The organism is Pseudomonas sp. FP1154, assembly GCF_030687245.1.
In the GTDB taxonomy this organism is placed as follows: domain Bacteria; phylum Pseudomonadota; class Gammaproteobacteria; order Pseudomonadales; family Pseudomonadaceae; genus Aquipseudomonas; species Aquipseudomonas rhizophila.
Genome location: NZ_CP117465.1, coordinates 950,423 through 965,476, shown reverse-complemented (window position 1 = coordinate 965,476; position 15,054 = coordinate 950,423). Strand labels below are relative to the sequence as shown.

At 61.1% G+C, this 15,054-nt stretch carries 10 protein-coding genes; all 10 read left to right on the top strand.

Features of this window, described 5'->3' with window-relative positions; translation table 11 throughout:
- The first annotated feature begins 12 nt into the window (after positions 1-12).
- Positions 13-1,443: a sigma-54 dependent transcriptional regulator gene (locus PSH91_RS04280; protein ID WP_076386346.1), complete on the top strand. Its 1,431-nt coding sequence runs from the start codon at positions 13-15 to the stop codon at positions 1,441-1,443.
- A 714-nt stretch (positions 1,444-2,157) separates the two neighbouring features.
- Entirely contained in the window at positions 2,158-3,555 is a 1,398-nt protein-coding gene (locus PSH91_RS04275; protein WP_047229847.1) for a polynucleotide adenylyltransferase PcnB, read from the top strand.
- A 3-nt stretch (positions 3,556-3,558) separates the two neighbouring features.
- Positions 3,559-4,044 carry a 2-amino-4-hydroxy-6-hydroxymethyldihydropteridine diphosphokinase gene (gene folK, locus PSH91_RS04270; RefSeq protein ID WP_047229848.1) on the top strand — a complete coding sequence of 162 codons (486 nt, stop codon included), beginning with the start codon at positions 3,559-3,561 and terminating at the stop codon, positions 4,042-4,044.
- A gap of 402 nt (positions 4,045-4,446) precedes the next feature.
- Complete coding sequence (gene panB, locus PSH91_RS04265) at positions 4,447-5,247, top strand: 3-methyl-2-oxobutanoate hydroxymethyltransferase (RefSeq protein WP_047229849.1); 801 nt, start codon at positions 4,447-4,449, stop codon at positions 5,245-5,247.
- The gene (panC, locus tag PSH91_RS04260; RefSeq protein ID WP_305467394.1) at positions 5,244-6,104 is read left to right on the top strand and encodes a pantoate--beta-alanine ligase; all 861 of its coding nucleotides are present in this window, start codon (positions 5,244-5,246) and stop codon (positions 6,102-6,104) included. Before panB ends, panC begins: the two co-directional genes overlap by 4 nt.
- Positions 6,105-6,344: 240 nt before the next feature.
- A complete protein-coding gene (panD, locus tag PSH91_RS04255) occupies positions 6,345-6,725 on the top strand; it encodes an aspartate 1-decarboxylase (RefSeq protein WP_047229851.1) in 381 nt (126 codons plus the stop codon).
- Between the two features lie 316 nt (positions 6,726-7,041).
- Positions 7,042-8,706, top strand: coding sequence for a glucose-6-phosphate isomerase (pgi, locus tag PSH91_RS04250; RefSeq protein WP_076386350.1), 1,665 nt, complete (start codon positions 7,042-7,044; stop codon positions 8,704-8,706).
- Between the two features lie 205 nt (positions 8,707-8,911).
- The gene (gene acs, locus PSH91_RS04245; RefSeq protein ID WP_047229853.1) at positions 8,912-10,849 is read left to right on the top strand and encodes an acetate--CoA ligase; all 1,938 of its coding nucleotides are present in this window, start codon (positions 8,912-8,914) and stop codon (positions 10,847-10,849) included.
- A 134-nt stretch (positions 10,850-10,983) separates the two neighbouring features.
- On the top strand, positions 10,984-12,000 hold the full coding sequence (locus PSH91_RS04240; protein WP_047229854.1) for a class I SAM-dependent rRNA methyltransferase: 1,017 nt from the start codon (positions 10,984-10,986) through the stop codon (positions 11,998-12,000).
- Between the two features lie 119 nt (positions 12,001-12,119).
- Positions 12,120-15,053, top strand: a complete 2,934-nt coding sequence (locus PSH91_RS04235) for a DUF748 domain-containing protein (RefSeq protein WP_305467392.1) — start codon at positions 12,120-12,122, stop codon at positions 15,051-15,053.
- Position 15,054: the final 1 nt, after the last annotated feature.

Here is a 15,054-nt window from a genome sequence, read left to right as displayed (position 1 = left end):
AGAATCGAATCAATGCCGCACATTTTGATCGTCGAAGACGAAACAATTATCCGCTCCGCCTTGCGCCGCCTGCTGGAGCGCAATCAGTACCAGGTCAGCGAAGCCGGTTCAGTGCAGGAAGCACAAGAACGTTTCAGCATTCCAACGTTTGACCTGATCGTCAGCGACCTGCGCTTGCCTGGCGCCCCCGGCACCGAACTGATCAAGCTCGGCCAGGGCACGCCGGTGCTGATCATGACCAGTTACGCCAGCCTGCGCTCGGCGGTGGACTCCATGAAAATGGGCGCGGTGGACTACATCGCCAAGCCGTTTGACCACGACGAGATGCTCCAGGCCGTGGCCCGCATCCTGCGCGACCGACAGACGGCGGCCAGCCATGCGCCGGAACCGGCGAGCAAGGCGACAGCCTCCACCAAAGGCGGCGCCGGCAACCATAACGGCGAAATCGGCATCATCGGCTCCTGCCCGCCCATGCAGGACTTGTACAGCAAGATCCGCAAAGTGGCGCCCACCGACTCCAATGTCCTGGTCCAGGGCGAGTCCGGCACCGGCAAGGAGCTGGTAGCCCGTGCGCTGCATAACCTGTCCCGACGGGCCAAGGCCCCGATGATTTCGGTGAACTGCGCGGCGATCCCGGAAAGCCTGATCGAGTCCGAACTGTTCGGTCACGAAAAGGGTGCGTTCACGGGTGCCAGCGCCGGGCGCGCCGGGCTGGTGGAAGCGGCGGACGGCGGGACGCTGTTCCTCGATGAAATCGGTGAACTCCCCCTTGAAGCCCAGGCACGTTTGCTGCGGGTGCTTCAGGAAGGCGAGATCCGTCGGGTCGGGTCGGTGCAGTCGCAGAAAGTCGACGTGCGCCTGATCGCGGCCACGCACCGCGATCTCAAGAGCCTGGCGAAGATCGGCCAGTTCCGTGAAGACCTGTATTACCGTTTGCACGTCATCGCCTTGAAGCTGCCGGCCCTGCGCGAGCGTGGCGCCGACGTCAACGAAATCGCCAATGCTTTCCTTGCCCGCCAGAGCGCGCGGGTCAACCGCACCGATCTCAAGTTCGCCCCGGATGCCGAACAGGCCATCCGTCACTACGCCTGGCCGGGTAACGTTCGAGAGCTGGAAAACGCGGTAGAGCGAGCAGTGATCCTCTGCGAGAGCCCGGAAATCTCGGCCGACCTGCTAGGCATCGACATCGAGCTCAGTGACCTGGACGATGACGAGTTCATCGGCCTGGCCCCGCAACAGGGTGGTGCCAACAACTCCAGTCACGAGCCTACCGAAGACTTGTCCCTGGAAGATTACTTCCAGCATTTCGTCCTCGAACACCAGGACCACATGACTGAGACCGAACTGGCGCGCAAGCTGGGGGTTAGCCGCAAATGCCTGTGGGAACGCCGCCAGCGCCTGGGTATCCCACGCCGCAAGACCGGGGTCGCCAGCGAAAGCTGAGGTGCGCGGGTAACACCGCCCAATGTGAAAAAACTGTTACCTCAGCTTTTTCACGTAACAGAAGCCGGGGTTTACGGTAACGAAACCCCGGCTTTTTTTCGCCCCGAAATAACCAGCAACCCCGCCAGCCCCCGACTTTGCTGGGGTTCGCAAAAGTTGGCACGCACCCTGCTATAGCTTTGGTACAAGAACAATAACAAACCGTGTAAACGACAATAAAAATAAGACGAATCGACTCACGCACAATAAAAACAAGACGGCGAGAGGCGCAGCTAACTGATTCTTTTGGAGAGGCGTTGTATTTGGGGCTTGCCCCACAACCAGGCCGAGAACAATAAAACTGTCCCAAGACAGGTGCCTGAACTGGTTGGATCGATTGATCACTGCAACACAGCGACCAAAGCAATCCGTTTGCTCTTGACTCCCGAATGGGAGTGTCACGCAGGGAAAACCTCGTGGCGCGGGCACTCAACAAAAACAAGAAGCCCGAAATCAATAATAAAAACAGAGCACGCAACTAATTCTGGGGGAGCTTCGGCTCCCCCTGTGGTTTCCGGCATTCCCCTTCCCTTAAAGCCTACAAGGCTTGTCGCTCAAGCTTGCAGCTCAAAACTGCTCCGTCCTACACCATCCCTCGACTAAATGCTAGAATCCCCGCCCATCATGCGGTCACTCTTCGTTTTTGGCCGAATATTCCTTCAAACAGTGCATCCCATGCTGAAGAAGCTGTTCCAGTCATTCCGTTCTCCCTTGCGTCGTACGCAACACATTCGCAGCACGCCTGAAGTGCTCAACAGTGGCCAGCATTCGTTGCAAAAGGCCCAGTTCAGCCGTTACGCGGTGAACATCGTCGAACGCCTGCAGAACGCCGGCTACCAGGCTTATCTGGTGGGCGGATGTGTGCGTGACATGCTGCTCAACATCACGCCCAAGGATTTCGACGTCGCCACCAGCGCCACGCCGGAACAGATCCGCGCCGAATTTCGCAACGCACGGATCATTGGCCGGCGCTTCAAGCTGGTCCACATCCACTTCGGCCGCGAAATCATCGAAGTGGCGACATTTCGCGCCAACCACCCGCAAAACGATGAAGAAGAAGACAGTAGCCAGTCTTCGCGCAACGAGAGCGGGCGCATCCTGCGCGATAACGTCTACGGCACGCTGGAAGAAGACGCGCAACGCCGCGACTTCACCATCAACGCCCTGTATTACGACCCGGTCAGCGAACGCATCCTCGACTACGCCAATGGCGTACACGACATCCGCAATCGCCTGATCCGCCTGATCGGCGACCCCAAGCAGCGTTACCAGGAAGACCCGGTGCGCATGCTGCGAGCCGTGCGTTTCGCCGCCAAGCTGGATTTCGGCATCGAAAAACACAGCGCCACGCCGATCCGCGAATTGGCGCCGATGCTGCGGGAAATCCCGTCGGCCCGTCTGTTCGAGGAAGTGCTCAAGTTGTTCCTGTCGGGCAACGCGGCGGACACCTTTGAAATGCTGGTGGACCTGCAACTGTTCGACCCGCTGTTCCCGGCCAGCGCCGAAGCGCTGGAGCACAACCCGACCTACACCCACACCCTGATCAGCGAAGCGTTGATCAACACCGATCTGCGCATCAAGCAGAACAAACCGGTGACCCCGGCCTTCCTGTTTGCCGCACTGCTCTGGCCTGCCCTCCCGGCCCGGGTGCTGCGCCTGCAGGAGCGCGGCATGCCGCCAATCCCTGCCATGCAGGAAGCCGCCCACGAGCTGATCAGCGAACAGTGCCAGCGCATCGCGATTCCGAAACGCTTCACGATGCCGATCCGCGAAATCTGGGACATGCAGGAACGCCTGCCACGGCGCAGCGGCAAACGTGCCGACCTGCTGCTGGACAACCCGCGTTTCCGGGCTGGCTACGACTTCCTGCTACTGCGTGAAAGCGCCGGCGAACAAACCGATGGCCTCGGTGAATGGTGGACTGACTACCAGGACGCCAACGACAGCGAGCGCCGCGACATGATCCGCGAACTCAGTGGTAAGGACGACGGTGCCAGCGGCCCGCGCAAGCGTCGTCGCAGCAGCGGCGCCAAGCGTAAACGTGCCGGTGTCCCGAGCGCTTCGGACGAGTAATCGATGGAGCGCATCTACATCGGCATGGGCAGCAACCTCGCCGAGCCCGCCGAACAATTGCGCAGCGCTGTCCAGGCGCTGGCGCAACTGCCCGACACGCAACTGGCGGGCGTGTCAGCGTTCTACCAGAGCGACTCCCTGCTGCCCGGCCAGCCACGCTACACCAATGCGGTCGCGGCGCTGGACAGTCGCCTGGCGCCGCTGGACCTGCTCGATGCGCTGCAAGCCATCGAAACCGGGCAAGGTCGCGAACGCCTGGAGCGCTGGGGTCCGCGCACCCTGGACCTGGACATTCTCCTGTTCGGCGATCGCCTGATCGACGAGCCCCGCCTGAAAGTCCCTCACTACCACATGCATGCCCGGGCCTTCGTACTCTATCCCCTCGCAGAACTGGCACCCGCCGACCTGCGCCTGAGCGATGGACGCCTGCTCAAGGACCTGCTTGCAGTGTGCCCGTTTGTCGGCCTGGAACGCTTGCCCTCCAACTGACGTAGATAGCCTGTGGGAGCGAGCCTGCTCGCGACAGCGGTGATTCAGCCAATGCAAATGTCGACTGACACACCGCAACCGCGTGCAGGCTCGCTCCCACAAGATTCGGACCCTACAGTCACTTTCGAGACTCTCCCCCACGCTGAAACGCATCAGTAACCCCGGTAACACCCGGCGGTAACACATCCAATTGACTTCCCGGGTACTCCTCACGACTATAGGCGTCCCGTCGCCGCCAACGCGGCGCTAAAGGGCGCAATCCAGGCCTTACAAGCACCACGCATAGAGGGTGCGCCTGTATAAATGACGAATCATGCGCGTTACTCGCAGTAGTTCAAGGAGGTGTTCTCAGTCAGGGAAACCGATTGAGAACATCCCCTGGCGCCTAATGAGGACTTTTTCATGCCAGCTATTACCCTTACCACGCTGCAAGGTCTCAAGCAAAAAGGTGAAAAAATCACCATGCTGACCTGCTATGACGCAACTTTCGCCCACGCCTGCAATGAGGCCGGTGTCGAAGTGCTGCTGGTGGGCGATTCCCTCGGCATGGTGCTGCAAGGTCACGACAGCACGCTGCCGGTGACCACCGCCGAGATGGCCTATCACGTGGCCGCCGTCAAACGCGGTAACACCGATGCACTGATCCTTGCCGACCTGCCATTCATGGCCTACGCCACCCTCGAACAAACCATGACCAACAGCGCCATGCTGATGCAGGCCGGCGCCCACATGGTGAAAGTAGAAGGCGCGTTGTGGCTGGCCGATTCCATTCGCCTGCTGGCCGAACGCGGCATCCCGGTGTGCGCACACCTGGGCTTGACGCCCCAAGCGGTGAACATCCTCGGTGGCTACAAGGTTCAGGGCCGCAATGAAAACCAGGCCCGTCAGATGCGCGCCGATGCGATCGCGCTGGAGCAGGCGGGTGCCGCGATGTTGCTGCTCGAATGCGTGCCCAGCGAACTGGCGGAGGAAATCACCCAGGCGGTGAAGATCCCGGTCATCGGCATCGGCGCCGGCAGCGCCACCGACGGCCAGGTACTGGTGCTGCATGACATGCTCGGCTTGTCGATCACCGGTCGCGTACCCAAGTTCGTGAAGAACTTCATGGCCGGGCAAGCGACCATCCAGGCCGCCCTGGGCGCCTACGTTGCCGAAGTCAAAGCGGCGACCTTCCCTGGCGTCGAGCACGGATTTTCTGCATGAACACCGTCAAAACCGTACGCGAACTGCGGGCCGCCGTGGCCCGCGCCCGCAGCGAAGGCAAACGCATTGCTTTCGTGCCGACCATGGGCAACCTGCACAGCGGCCATATGGCGCTGATCACCAAAGCGGCGCAGCGGGCCGACTTCGTGGTGGCGAGCATTTTCGTCAACCCGCTGCAATTTGGTGCCGGCGAAGACCTGGACAAATACCCGCGCACTTTGGCTGCCGATCAGGAAAAACTGCTCCAGGCCGGCTGCCATCTGCTGTTCGCTCCAACCGTCGAAGAAATGTACCCCGACGGCATGGCCGGACAGACCCGGGTCAGTGTCCCGCAACTGTCCGAAGGCCTGTGCGGCGCCAGCCGTCCGGGGCATTTCGAGGGCGTGGCAACGGTGGTCAGCAAACTGTTCAACATGGTCCAGCCTGACCTTGCGGTGTTCGGCCAGAAGGACTTCCAGCAACTGGCGGTGATCCGCGCGCTGGTCCATGACCTGAACATGCCGATCCAGATCATCGGCGAGCCGACCGTTCGCGCCGAAGATGGCCTGGCGCTGTCGTCACGCAACGGCTTCCTCAGCCCTGAACAACGCGCGGTGGCACCAGAGGTCTATCGCAGCCTGAGCCAGATTGCCGAGGCGATCAGGCTGGGGCGGCGGGATTTCCCGGTGCTGGTGGCCGAGCAGGTCAAGCAACTGGAAACTGCCGGCTTGCGTCCTGATTATCTGGAAGTCCGCCACGCCCGTACCTTGCGTCCGGCCACGGCCGAGGATCGTGATCTGGTGATTCTGGTTGCCGCTTTCCTGGGCACCACCCGGTTGATCGATAACCTGCACCTGGACCTCGACGCACTCGCCTGAACACCCTAGCCCAATGGGGGCCTTGTGGGAGCCAGGCTTGCTCGCGATAGCAGTCTAAAAGTCGACATATGTGTTGAATTTGACGGCGTCATCGCGAGCAAGCTTTGCTCCCACAGCCTTCGCTTCCACAAGGGATAGACGGTGTTTTACAGACTGCATTCTCACATCTCTTGTGTATTGCTGCCTCCAGAGCCTTCGGGCAAACTGCCCGCCGTTCGGACCCGACCAGAGGAAACATTCATGCACGCCATCATGCTCAAGGCCAAGCTGCACCGCGCCGAAGTCACTCACGCCGTGCTCGACTACGAAGGCTCCTGCGCCATTGATGGTGAGTGGCTGGACCTGTCGGGTATCCGCGAATACGAACAGATCCAGATCTACAACGTCGACAACGGTGAACGCTTCACCACCTATGCAATCCGTGGCGAAGAAGGCTCGCGAATGATTTCGGTCAACGGCGCTGCGGCGCACAAGGCCAAGGTGGGTGACCGGGTGATCATCTGCGCCTACGCCCATTACAGCGAAGCCGAACTGGCCAACTTCAAGCCCCGCATGCTGTACATGGCCCCGGGCAACGAACTGAGCCACACCAGCAATGCCATCCCGGTTCAGGTCGCCTGACCGAACCCTGTGCCGCTCCCTCGGTGTGCAAGCTTGGGGAGCACGCTTTGCTCCCACAGCGGGCATTCCCCAGAATAGGGATTTTGTGCCAGGGAACATCGCCGCGCTTCCGTCTGTCGGACCAATCCCGCCCCTGTTGTATAAAAAAGTACCGGGAAACGGTCTGACAAAGCCAAGACAGATCGCAACGCGAGGTTTACTGTAGTCGCCCTGTGCCCATAGATCGTGTCGACGCAGTTGTCCGGACGCCCCCAGAGGCCATGCCGGAATTTTTAGTGTACAAAAGGTCGTTCAAGTAAAAAGGAAACCCGCAGCGATGGCGTATTACCGAACCCCTCACGACGTGACCGCTCTGCCTGCTTGGCAAGCGCTGAATGACCACCGCAAAGCCATGCAGGATTTCAGCATGCGCGAAGCGTTCCATGCCGATCCGCAGCGTTTCAATCAATTCACTCTGTCGAGCTGCGGCCTGTTTCTCGACTACTCAAAGAACCTGATCAACGCCCAGACCCGTGACCTGCTGGTGTGCCTGGCCAATGAAGTCGACCTCAAGGGCGCGATCAAGGCGCTGTTCGAAGGCGAAATCGTCAATGCCTCCGAGAGCCGCCCGGCCCTGCATACCGCGCTGCGCCGCCCTGTGGGCGATAAACTGCTGGTGAACGGCACCGACGTCATGCCCGACGTACACAAGGTGTTGAACCAGATCACTGATCTGGTGGGGCGCATCCATGACGGCCTGTGGCGCGGCTACACCGAGAAACCGATTACCGACGTGGTGAACATCGGCATCGGTGGCTCTTTCCTCGGCCCGGAACTGGTCTCCGAAGCGCTGCTGTCTTACGCGCAAAAAGGCGTGCGCTGTCACTACCTGGCGAACATCGACGGCAGCGAGTTCCATGAACTGACCATGAAGTTGCGCGCCGAGACCACGCTGTTCATCGTCTCGTCGAAATCCTTCAACACCCTCGAAACCCTGAAGAACGCCCAGGCTGCCCGTGCCTGGTACCTGGCCCAGGGCGGTTCCGAAGCCGAGCTGTACCGCCACTTCATCGCCGTATCGAGCAATAACGCCGCCGCCGTGGCCTTCGGCATCCGCGAAGAAAACATCTTCCCGATGTGGGATTGGGTCGGCGGGCGCTACTCGCTGTGGTCGGCCATCGGCTTGCCGATCGCCCTGGCCATCGGCATGTCGAACTTCAAGGAATTGCTCTCCGGCGCCTATTCCATGGACCAGCATTTCCAGAGCGCGCCGTTCGAACAGAACATGCCGGTACTGCTGGCGCTGCTGGGCGTGTGGTACGGCAACTTCTGGGGCGCGCAAAGCCACGCGATCCTGCCGTACGACCACTACCTGCGCAACATCACCAAGCACTTGCAGCAACTGGACATGGAATCCAACGGCAAGAGTGTGCGCCAGGACGGCACGCCGGTGTCTACCGACACAGGTCCTGTGATCTGGGGCGGCGTCGGTTGCAATGGTCAGCACGCCTACCACCAGTTGCTGCACCAGGGCACCCAATTGATCCCGGCAGACTTCATCGTGCCGATCGTCAGCTTCAACCCGGTTTCCGATCACCACCAGTGGCTGTACGCCAACTGCCTGTCCCAGAGCCAGGCACTGATGCTGGGCAAGACCCGCGCCGAAGCCGAAGCGGAACTGCGTGACAAAGGTGCGAGCGAAGAAGACGTGCAGAAACTGGCCTCCCACAAGGTGATCCCGGGCAACCGTCCGAGCAACACCTTGGTGGTCGAACGCATCAGCCCACGTCGCCTTGGCGCATTGGTAGCGCTGTATGAACATAAAGTGTTCGTGCAAAGCGTGGTCTGGGGTATCAACGCGTTCGACCAATGGGGCGTGGAGCTGGGCAAGGAATTGGGCAAGGGCGTCTACAACCGTCTGGTGGGCAGCGAAGAAAGCGCGGCCGAAGACCCTTCGACCCAGGGCTTGATCAACTACTTCCGCGGGCGTCATCGCGGCTGATCCTCAAGTAGTTATCAAGGCCCGCGTTACCTTTGTGGGAGCGAGCCTGCTCGCGATGGCGGTGGATCAGTTGACACAGATGTTGACTGACACAGCGCCATCGCGAGCAGGCTCGCTCCCACAGTTGATTTGTACATGACTTGAACCCTCCGGCTACTCGGCGCATCTTTATGACTTGTCGCAAAAACAAGAATAAGGAACCGTCATGTTCGATATCAGCCAGTACCCCCAAGCCGATGCCGTCCGCCGGGCTGCGCAACTGAGTCAGGACGAGTACACGCGGCTCTACAAAGAATCCATCGAACATCCCAGCGCTTTCTGGGGCGAGCAGGCCACGCGCTTTCTCGACTGGATGACGCCTTGGCAAACCGTCCAGCGCTATGACCTCAAGATCGGCGACGCCACCTGGTTCGCCGGGGGCAAGCTGAACGTCAGCGCCAACTGCATCGACCGCCACCTGGAGACACGTGGCGACCAGACGGCGATCATCTGGGAAGGCGACAACCCCGCCGAATCGGCAGAAATCACCTACAAAAAACTTCATCACCATGTTTGCCGCCTGGCCAACGTGCTGAAAAGCCGCGGCGTGAAGAAAGGCGATCGGGTCTGCATCTACATGCCGATGATCCCTGAAGCGGCCTACGCCATGCTTGCCTGCACACGGATTGGCGCGGTGCATTCGGTGGTGTTCGGCGGTTTTTCACCGGACTCGCTGCGCGACCGGATTCTCGACGCCGATTGCCGCACCGTGATCACAGCCGACGAAGGCGTGCGCGGCGGACGATTCATACCGCTCAAACGCAACGTCGATAAGGCCCTGGAAAGTTGCCCGAACGTCAGCACCGTGCTGGTGGTCGAGCGCACCCAGGGCGAAGTGGCCTGGGTCGAAGGCCGCGACCTGTGGTACCACCAGGCCATGCACGACATGAGCGACGATTGCCCGCCGGAACCGATGGACGCCGAGGACCCGCTGTTCATCCTCTACACCTCCGGCAGCACCGGCAAGCCCAAGGGCGTACTGCACACCACCGGTGGTTATCTGCTGCAAGCGGCGATGACGTTCAAGTACGTGCTCGATTACCGCGACAACGAAGTGTTCTGGTGCACCGCCGACGTCGGCTGGGTCACCGGTCACAGTTACATCGTCTACGGCCCGCTAGCCAACGGCGCCACCACGCTGATCTTCGAAGGCGTACCGAGCTACCCCAGCAGTTCGCGCTTCTGGCAGGTGATCGACAAACATCAAGTCAATATTTTCTACACGGCCCCGACTGCCCTGCGAGCGCTGATGCGCGAAGGTGCCGGACCGTTGCAGGAAACGTCGCGCAAAAGCCTGCGATTGCTCGGCAGCGTCGGTGAGCCGATCAACCCGGAAGCGTGGGAATGGTACTTCAACGTGGTCGGCGAACAGCGCTGCCCGATTGTCGACACCTGGTGGCAGACCGAGACCGGCGGCATCATGCTCAGCCCGCTGGTGAGTGCGCCGCGGCTCAAGCCGGGCTGCGCCACCCGACCGATGTTTGGCGTGCAACCGGTGTTGCTGGATGAAACCGGCAAGGAAATCCATGGCGCCGGCAGCGGTGTGCTGGCGATCAAGGCGAGCTGGCCGGGGCAGATTCGCAGCGTTTATGGCGACCACTCCCGCATGGTCGACACCTATTTCAAGCCCTACCCCGGCTATTACTTCACCGGCGACGGCGCCCGTCGAGACGAAGATGGCGATTACTGGATCACCGGGCGCATCGACGATGTGATCAACGTCTCCGGTCACCGCATCGGCACTGCCGAAATAGAAAGTGCCTTGGTGCTGCACGACAACATCGCCGAAGCGGCAGTGGTCGGTTACCCCCACGACCTCAAAGGCCAGGGCATCTACGCTTTCGTCACGCCGATGGACGGAATCGAGGCCAACGACGCGTTGAAAAAGGAATTGCTGGACCACGTCAGCAAGGAGATCGGCAGCTTCGCCAAACCGGAACTGATCCAGTGGGCGCCGGCACTGCCCAAGACCCGCTCGGGCAAGATCATGCGGCGCATCCTGCGCAAGATTGCCTGCAACGAGCTCGACAGCCTCGGTGATACCTCGACCCTGGCCGATCCAAGCGTGGTGGAGGGGCTGATCGACAAGCGCCTTAATCGCTGAGCGAATGACTCGGTTCCCCTGAGGCATCGAGTCCTTGCGTCGCTGGACTGTGGGAGCACAGCTTGCTCCCACAAATCCCCTCGCCACAGAAACTGCTAAACTCCCGCGCCTCATTTCCTTAAGGCGCGCCCGGCATGTCTTCCTTGAATCAGGCGCTGCGCGCCGCCCTCGATCAGCGTCAGGACCTGCTCGGCCAATTGCACCAGCAAGGCACCGATTGCTATCGCTTGTTCCATGGCAGCCAGGAAGGCGCCCCTGGCCTGACGGTCGACCGCTACGGCCCGCAATTGCTGGTGCAAAGTTTCCATCAGTCACTGGAACGCGATGCCTTGCTGCAATTGCACGGTATCGTCAACGAGTGCCTGGGCCTGGACACCCTGCTGGTCTACAACGATCGCGCCCGGGGCAATTCGCGCGTCGACCGCCAGGACACCGTTTACCAGGCTGACGAAGCCGCCCTGCAAGACCTTGTCGGCCGTGAATGGGGCCTGAACTACCGCGTGCGCGGGCGCCATGCCGGGCAGGATCCATTGCTGTTTCTCGACCTGCGCAACGCCCGGGGCTGGGTCAAGGAACACAGCCGTCACAAAAGCGTGCTGAACCTGTTCGCCTACACCTGCGGCGTCGGCCTGAGCGCCGCGGCCGGTGGCGCGCGCGAGGTGTGCAACCTGGACTTTGCCGAAGGCAACCTGGCGGTGGGGCGCGAGAACGGTTTGCTCAACCCTGATCTGCCGCCCATGGATTTCGTGCAATCGGATTACTTCCCGGCCATCCGCCAACTGGCCGGCCTGCCCATCAGTCAGCGACGCGGGCAGAAGCTGCCAGGTTATGTGCGCCTGGAGCAACGCCAGTACGACCTGGTGTTGCTCGACCCGCCCGCCTGGGCCAAGAGCGCGTTCGGCACTGTCGACCTCTTGCGCGATTACCAGAGCCTGCTCAAGCCGGCGCTGCTCACCACCGCTGAAAATGGCGTGCTGATCTGTTGCAACAACCTGGCAAAAGTCTCCATGGACGACTGGCGCGAGCAGGTGCTGCGCTGCGCGGAAAAGGCCGGCCGCCCGGTGCGCGAATGGAAAATACTGACACCCGGCAGCGATTTCCCCTCGCGGGACCAGCAGCCGCCACTCAAGACGTTGATCCTTCAGCTCTGAACCAGCGGTTCAACTCCTACGCCGAAAACGGACAAATCTGATAAATCACAGTGGCTTCGGAACCGTAAACGCATGCCATACTCCAAGGCACTCCGAATTCACACCAGATGAAGCCGCACATGCCCAAAGGATTGATTCGCGCTTTCGGCGCCCTGTTGACCGTACTGGCCCTCTACAGCCTGCTGGGTTTTCTGATATTACCCGGTGTCGCCTTGCGGATCGCCAATCAACAACTGGCCGACCATGCAACGGTGCCAGCCCAGATTCAGCGTATCGAGCTCAATCCCTTCAGCCTCGAAGTCACGCTTTGGGGCCTGAATGTCGGCGAACCGGGCAAGGAGCAGGTCGCCTTCGAACGGCTGTACACCAACCTGCAGCTCGACAGCCTCTGGTCCGGCGCCCTGCACCTGACCGATATCGAGCTGGACAAGCCCAAGACCGAGATCATGTTCGCCAAGGACGGTCAGTTGAACCTGTTGGGCCTGTTCAAGCTGCCGGCCAGCGAAACCACCCCGGTCGACCCCGACGCCAAGCCGTTTCCCCTGCGAATCGACCGGATCAAACTGGCCGGCGGTTACCTGCATTTTCAGGACCTGCGTCCCAGCGAGCCCATCGAGTTTCTGTACGACACCCTTGATTTCGAGCTCAAGAACCTCAGCACACTGCCCGACGACAACGCCGACATGACCCTGGTGGCCGTCAGCCCTCAAGGCGGCCGGGTCGACTGGACCGGCAACTTCAGCCTCACGCCGATCGCCTCCGAGGGCAAGATCAAAGTCACCGACGGCCAGATGAAAGTCTGGTGGCCCTACGTACGCGACGCGGTACCGCTGGTGCTGGAAAACGGCGTGCTGAACCTGAGTACCGACTACAAGCTCAACCTGGCCAAGGGCACCGAACTGCTGCTCAACAACGTGGCCGTCAGCATGGCCCCCTTCTCCATCAAGGCGCCGGATGGCCGTCCATTGGCGAAGCTCGAACGCCTGGATGTGAGTGATACAACCGTCGACCTGGCCAAGCAACAAGTCATCGTCGGCAAGATCCGCAGCCAGAAGCTGGAAACCTGGGCCGCGCGCGAGGCGGATGGGCAACTGGACTGGCAAAAACTCTTCGCCAGTCAGCCGGCCAAACCGCAGGTCAAGGTCGAGCCGGCGTCGGCCCCGGCAGCCGCCGACTCGCCCGAGCCTGAACCCCAGGCACCGAGCAAGCCCTGGCAGGTGCTGTTGAAGGACGTGCAACTGCGCAATTACCAGGTGCACCTGGCCGACCGTCAGGCGCAGCCGGCGGTGGCCCTGGAGGTCGGCCCGCTGAACCTCGACCTGCAGAACTACGACACCCTCAACGGCTCACCCTTTACCCTCAAGCTGGATACCGGGATAGGCAAACAGGGCAAGATCCTGGCTGACGGCGAGGTCAACCTGAACCCGATCACCGCCCGGCTCAAGGTCAAGACCCAGGACATCGACCTGCGGGTCGCCCAGGCCTACATCAACCCGTTCATTCGCCTGGAACTGCGCTCCGGGATGCTCGGCAGCGACCTGGCGGTGGACCTCAAGAGCACCGAGCCACTGGCATTCGCCGTCACCGGTCGCGCCCAGGTCGATCAACTGCACACCCTCGATACCCTCAGGACCCGGGACTTCATCAAGTGGAAACAGTTGGTGCTCGAAGGGCTCAACTATCAGCACGGCGACAGCCTGTCGATCGACAAGGTCAACCTGTACCAGCCTTACGCGCGATTCATGATCAACCCAGACCGCACCACCAACGTCGATGACCTGCTGATCCCGCAACCGGCCGACAGTGGTACGAACAACAGCCCGGCAAAACCGGCATCCCAGGAGAAACCGCTGGGCATCCACGTCGGCGGCATTGCCATCAACGATGGCTCGGCCAACTTCGCCGACTTCAGCCTGACGCCGAACTTCGCCACGGCTATCCAGCAGCTCAACGGCCAGATCGGCACCATCGACAGCCGCCAGGCCAAGCCGGCCACCGTGGACATCAACGGCAAGGTCGACCGCTACGCGCCTGTCACCATCAAAGGGGCGCTCAACCCCTTCGACCCGATGGCCAGCCTCGACATCGCCACCAGTTTCAAACGGGTCGAACTGACGACCCTGACACCCTATTCCGGCAAATTCGCCGGCTATCGCATCCGCAAGGGCCGACTCAACCTCGACCTGCACTACCGGATCACCAAAGGCAAGTTGCTGGCCGACAACAAAGTGGTGGTCGAGCAACTGCAACTGGGGGAAAAGGTCGACAGCCCGGACGCCGTGAGCCTGCCGCTCAAGCTGGCCGTCGCGCTGCTGAAGGATTCCGAAGGCAGGATTTCCATCGAGCTGCCGGTTTCCGGCGACCTCAATGACCCGCAATTCAGCGTGATGCCAATTGTCTGGCAAACCCTGCGCAACCTGGTGGTACGGGCGGCCCAGGCGCCATTCAAACTCATCGGTGGGCTGGTGGCCGGGGGTGCCTCGCAAGACTTGGGCAGCGTGTCATTCGCCCCGGGCTCAAGCGAACTGAACCCGGACAACGAAGGCACGCTGCTCAAGTTGTCCGAAGCCCTCGGTAAACGTCCGGAGTTGCGCCTGGAGATCGAAGGCACCGCCGCCCAAAGCAGCGACGGTCCGCTGCTCGCCGCCCAGCGTCTGGAACGCGAATACCAGTACAACTACTACAAGATGCTGCAGCGCAGAGGCGACAAAGTCCCTGCCAAGGCCTCGCTGCTGGAGGTGCCCGAGGATGAAAAGGCACCGCTGCTCGAAGGCATCTATCGCACCCGTCTCAAGACCCAGCCACCGGTCGAATGGACGCAACTGGATAAAAAGGCCCGCACGGAAAAACTGCGCGAAGGCGTGATCTCGTTCTGGAGTGGCAACGAAGTGCTGTTGCGCCAGCTGGGACAGGAGCGCGCCAGCAGCATCAAGGATTTCCTGGTGGACAAAGGGCAATTGGCCGATGACCGTGTGTATTTCATCGACGCCAGCCTCGGTCAGGCCGAAAGCGACGGGCGCGTGATCACCCCCATGCATCTGGACGCCGAATAAG

What these genes read in the sequence shown, in the direction of transcription:
- PSH91_RS04280 (WP_076386346.1), top strand. Translation starts at nt 13, where the DNA reads ATGCCGCACATTTTGATCGTCGAAGACGAAACAATTATCCGCTCCGCC.
- PSH91_RS04275 (WP_047229847.1), top strand. Translation starts at nt 2,158, where the DNA reads ATGCTGAAGAAGCTGTTCCAGTCATTCCGTTCTCCCTTGCGTCGTACG.
- folK (WP_047229848.1), top strand. Translation starts at nt 3,559, where the DNA reads ATGGAGCGCATCTACATCGGCATGGGCAGCAACCTCGCCGAGCCCGCC.
- panB (WP_047229849.1), top strand. Translation starts at nt 4,447, where the DNA reads ATGCCAGCTATTACCCTTACCACGCTGCAAGGTCTCAAGCAAAAAGGT.
- panC (WP_305467394.1), top strand. Translation starts at nt 5,244, where the DNA reads ATGAACACCGTCAAAACCGTACGCGAACTGCGGGCCGCCGTGGCCCGC.
- panD (WP_047229851.1), top strand. Translation starts at nt 6,345, where the DNA reads ATGCACGCCATCATGCTCAAGGCCAAGCTGCACCGCGCCGAAGTCACT.
- pgi (WP_076386350.1), top strand. Translation starts at nt 7,042, where the DNA reads ATGGCGTATTACCGAACCCCTCACGACGTGACCGCTCTGCCTGCTTGG.
- acs (WP_047229853.1), top strand. Translation starts at nt 8,912, where the DNA reads ATGTTCGATATCAGCCAGTACCCCCAAGCCGATGCCGTCCGCCGGGCT.
- PSH91_RS04240 (WP_047229854.1), top strand. Translation starts at nt 10,984, where the DNA reads ATGTCTTCCTTGAATCAGGCGCTGCGCGCCGCCCTCGATCAGCGTCAG.
- PSH91_RS04235 (WP_305467392.1), top strand. Translation starts at nt 12,120, where the DNA reads ATGCCCAAAGGATTGATTCGCGCTTTCGGCGCCCTGTTGACCGTACTG.